The organism is Stieleria sp. (assembly GCF_041595215.1).
Taxonomy (GTDB): domain Bacteria; phylum Planctomycetota; class Planctomycetia; order Pirellulales; family Pirellulaceae; genus Stieleria; species Stieleria magnilauensis.
The window spans coordinates 1-4,198 of record NZ_JBFHKV010000792.1 but is presented as its reverse complement, the minus strand read 5'-3'; the positions used below and the strand labels follow the sequence as shown (position 1 = coordinate 4,198).

The window sequence follows — 4,198 nt, the reverse complement described above, 5'->3', positions numbered from 1 at the left end:
TTGACACGCCGAGACCAAAGGTTGTTAAACTTTTGGTCTCCTCGCTTCTGTTTCCTCTTGGCGGTGAACTTGCTTGAACGACAAGACGAAAGCTCGGCCGATGACGGTCGACGATCTGCAAGATCTGTACGGTGAATTGCGCGGCAGCCGCTCGGCGCCGGCGATCATGGACGCGCGAGCTTTTTTTCTCGAGCGACAGTGGGCCGATTCACACACGAAACTGAACGAGGCCTACGAAAAATACCGCGAAAGCAGGCAACGGATCCTTCGCCAGGATCCCGAAAAGGAAGTCGACGTCAAAGCCAAAGATCGCGATCGACAGGTCAGGCGTCTGCAGCGGAAACAAGACAAGGCACGCGAGATCATTCAAAAATTTGAATCGTATCTCCCGCAACTAGAACGGCTGGCGGAGAAAGAAAAGGCCAAGGAAGAAAGCAAGGCTGCGACGGCCACGGTCACCCCCACCGAGCAACACGCCGAGCAACACGCCGACGCCGCGTCCGACGTTCAAGAAACGCCGCCGGTGGCGCAGGATCGCCAAATCGTCAGCAAGGACTCCATCGACGAAGCATTCTTGAATCAGTTTTCCGTTCTGATCGGTGACCGACAGCTCGAGTTTGTCAGTGGCCGGTTCGATTTTCAACCGCTGACCGATCCCCAGGATGTCATCTCAGACGCCATCTATCTGCTTCGCAAGGGCGACCGCTGCATGATGATTCATGCCGAGACCCTGCCCGATGATTCGGGTTCCGATGACAGCGCAAAACTGTTGTGTGTCGACATCGCCAAGGCCAAAAACCGTGTCGAACTTTCGCCCAACGCCATGGTCCGGCTCAGCCAAAAACGAAAGCTCGTCCTCCTCCTGACCAAAGTGGGGTAAGCATCCTGCTTGCCAACAAGCAGTGTAAGCATCCTGCTTGCCATTTAATCCGTAAACGGTGATCGTTCAAACACGACGTCGTCGGAAACCCGCGGATCACCGGTCTGTTTCAGTTGCGACATCAGTCGCTCATGCAACGCCTCGCGGGTCGCACGATGGTTTACGTCCGTTGCCAAGTTGACCATGCAATGCGGGTCGGCTTGGATGTCGTACAGTTCCGCCTCGGGACGTTTTCCCACCGCGTATTGAAACGACTCGGGATCCTGATCGCGATGCATCACCACCCAAGCTTTGGTGGGGCTCGCATCGAGATCGCCGAACGCGCTGAACGTGTTCTCGCGCAGCAACTCCAGCGACGGCATCGGACCGTCTGGTCTGCCGTATCCTGCCGCATCACCCATCGGCCAACGGTCGGGCGCGAAATTGATGATGTACAAGTACCGATCGGTGCGTATCGCACGTTGCGGGTACGGTTTGTTGCCCTCGCGTGCTTTGGCGACGTGCCGTTCGCGACCGGTGAAGACGGCATCTCGCGTCGGGTCGACCTGTCCGCCTTGTTCACTCGCAAAGACGTTCAGCAATGACTTCGCCGTCATCACATCCGGAACACGCTCGCCCGCGGCTTCCAAGAACGTCGGTGCCAAGTCGGGCAGCGAGACGAAGTCGTCGACGACGCGACCAGGATGCTTGATACCTTGGGGCCAACGGATCGCCAGCGGAACACTGGTCCCCAAATCGTACAGATTGCACTTGCCACGAGTGACACCTGGAATCCCATGGTCGCCACTGACCACCAAGATCGTGTTGTCCAGTTGTCCGATGCGGCGCAGTTCTTCCAGAATCACACCCAGCGATGCATCAAACGCCTGGGCTTCTCCCAGGTAGTCGGCAAAGTCTTCGCGGACGACGTCCACATCCGGCAGATACGGCGGCAGCTTTCCCTTCAAGTCGTCCGGGTCGATTCCCCACAGTGTCTTGCCGCTTCCGGCGATCCACTTTCGGTGACAGTTCGTCGGCCCGAACCAATAGCAAAACGGTGCGTCTCCATCGACCGTGCCGTCACCGTCGGCGTCCAAGAACGAACGAACATTGTTGCGGACTTCATCCAGCAACGCCGCCTTTCCCGCCTCATGGTCCTCAGCCTTCATCGCGTTCTGCGAAAACCCGTTGAACTTGCGACCGTGATTGTTGAACGAAGTCCGTTCGGCACCGTGGGGCGCATCGCGGGGTGAACCCGGCGACCAGACCTTGTAGGTGTGACCGATGCGATAACCGGATTGTTCCAGGATCAGTGGGTAAGCGGGATTGGAAAAGTCCCAGATCGCACCCTGCAAGATCGACGCCCGAACGCAGCGCCAAAAGTGTTGACCGGAAAGCAGCGAGCTGCGACAGGGGGTGCATGACGGCGCACTGACATAAGCCCTGGTGAACAGGATGCCTTCGGAGGCGATCGTGTCGAAGTGGGGTGTCGAGATGACATCGGATGGGCCACCGGGCTGAAGCTTGGCGTAGGCACTGGCGTATTTTCCCCAGTCATCGGCAAAGGCCATCACGATATTCGGCCGCTCGGCGGCGCCGCACGACGGCGCACCGCACGACAGGGTGATGCACGCGATGGCCGTCGCCAGAGCGAAGCGAACGATTCGATTCATGTTGCAAGTTCCTTGATAGCCTGAGGGAATCATGGTGCATCCAGAAAGAGTCTCTCTGGAAGATCGGCGCTGGTGCGTCGTGGGCGGGAGGGCGTTCGTCGCTCGCTGAATCAGTCTTCTAAGAATAAATCCGAAAGCAAGAGCGGTAGCGTTGGAGCGAAAGTCGGAGTCACGGTTGAATGACGATCATAAAGATCAATCTTTCGGTAGCTGCCATCAACCGGATCCGTGTGCCGATGAAGCGTCCGGCCTTCAACGTCGATGACCCAGTATTCCCGAATCCCATTTTGGGCATAGAGTCGAGATTTTTCGCCAAGGTCGTACGTCAAACTGGAATCAGCGACTTCTACTAACAGAAGGACATCATCAGCTGTCGGTCGATTGCGCCCATAGCGTTTTGGAGCGAGGAGTGAAAAGTCTGGTTCCGGCACACTATCGCCGACCAGCAAACCCGATTGGCAGCGAATTCGGCACTCTTTGTCTGCCGCTGGTCCGGCCGCCCAGGTGAGCAAGAACTCAATGTAATCATCATGCACCGGACCGGCAGGACTCATTTCTCGCAGCTCTCCTCCAATGAATTCGATCTTGCGATCGAGACCGACAAATGCGCCTCGCGCAATCATTTGCTCGTACTCTGGTACAGACAGTTTCAACGTCGCACTCATATTGGTTTCCTACGAAGACTCTCACCATTGTAACATCGCTGCGGTGCTCGATTTCAACACGACTCGGGATTTCGCTATTCACCAGCCGCACGATCATCACCGCAAGCGGGCTGTTGATTTAAGGAACGCATGCGTTAGCAGGGGGCCACGCGCCCAATACCGCTCAATCGACATTGGCGGGCGCCCGGACGCTGGCGCGAACCGGCTGATATCAATTGATGATCAGCCGTTTGGCGCGAGCCTACGGGCCCTGCGCTAGGTCAAAACTTTGTCGATTTAGCGGTATTGGCCACGCGCCGCCCCTCGCTTACGCGTCGGGCTAAGATCGTCGCGCTGAATTCAGAACAACGACTAAATCGACCGCCCGCGAGGGGAAAGCGGCTAAAATCGAATTTGACATGACCCATTGCCTTTGCCCGACTGAGTGAACCGCCGACATGCCTTGGCCGACGACACGCGGAATGCGGAACCTGATCGGCGCCGAAGCCGATTTGGTGCGGGGGGCGATCGGGATGATGGTCGATCATCTCGTCGCAGAGCTGCGCGACGGCGAGCCACCATGGACGTACGCCGTGGAATGGTTCGACCAGTGGGACGGCGATCAACGACTGTGGTTACTCGAGCGGGTCACCGCAGCGCTGTTGGGCGCTGAAATCATCGAGCCGTCTGCGGCGATGTTTGATGCCACGGTCGACGCCATTTTCTATGAAGTCAACGACCTGGTTGAAATCGAAATCGATCAAGGCTCGGCCGACGATTCGGAACGTTCTTGGCGACAGAGTGTGATCGATGCGTTGCAATGCCAAACCGAACGGCCGGCCACGATCGCTGCCGCCAGTGTCGATCAACAGGCTTGGCAAACCACCATCACTCAAATTGCCGATGCGATCTTGGGGATTCGGCTCTATCAGCGGGCCGAACATTTTCGCGACGCCGACTACGAGAAGACCGCATCGTTCCTACGTGACCGAGGATTACCCGATGACTACCTCACCCAAATC

General features: G+C 57.4%; 3 protein-coding genes and 1 pseudogene. 2 read left to right on the top strand and 2 right to left on the bottom strand.

The features are described 5' to 3' along the window. Window positions 1-100: 100 nt before the first annotated feature. Window positions 101-880, top strand: coding sequence for a hypothetical protein (locus ABX749_RS24260; RefSeq protein WP_372898263.1), 780 nt, complete (start codon window positions 101-103; stop codon window positions 878-880). 44 nt (window positions 881-924) lie between these two features. Here ABX749_RS24260 and ABX749_RS24255 read toward each other — a convergent pair whose 3' ends face one another. Both ABX749_RS24255 and ABX749_RS24250 read right to left on the bottom strand, forming a co-directional pair. After that, window positions 925-2,532 (bottom strand): sulfatase, encoded by a 1,608-nt coding sequence (locus ABX749_RS24255; protein WP_372898262.1) that lies wholly within the window; start codon window positions 2,530-2,532, stop codon window positions 925-927. Window positions 2,533-2,642: 110 nt separating this feature from the next. Continuing rightward, window positions 2,643-3,197 (bottom strand): Uma2 family endonuclease, encoded by a 555-nt coding sequence (locus ABX749_RS24250; protein WP_372898261.1) that lies wholly within the window; start codon window positions 3,195-3,197, stop codon window positions 2,643-2,645. A 461-nt stretch (window positions 3,198-3,658) separates the two neighbouring features. Between ABX749_RS24250 and ABX749_RS24245 the strand changes: the two are divergent. Then, a pseudogene (locus tag ABX749_RS24245) lies at window positions 3,659-4,198 on the top strand (hypothetical protein); the annotation flags it as partial.

Coding starts and splice junctions, on each gene's coding strand:
- ABX749_RS24260 (WP_372898263.1), top strand. CDS start 101: ATGACGGTCGACGATCTGCAAGATCTGTACGGTGAATTGCGCGGCAGC.
- ABX749_RS24255 (WP_372898262.1), bottom strand. CDS start 2,532: ATGAATCGAATCGTTCGCTTCGCTCTGGCGACGGCCATCGCGTGCATC.
- ABX749_RS24250 (WP_372898261.1), bottom strand. CDS start 3,197: ATGAGTGCGACGTTGAAACTGTCTGTACCAGAGTACGAGCAAATGATT.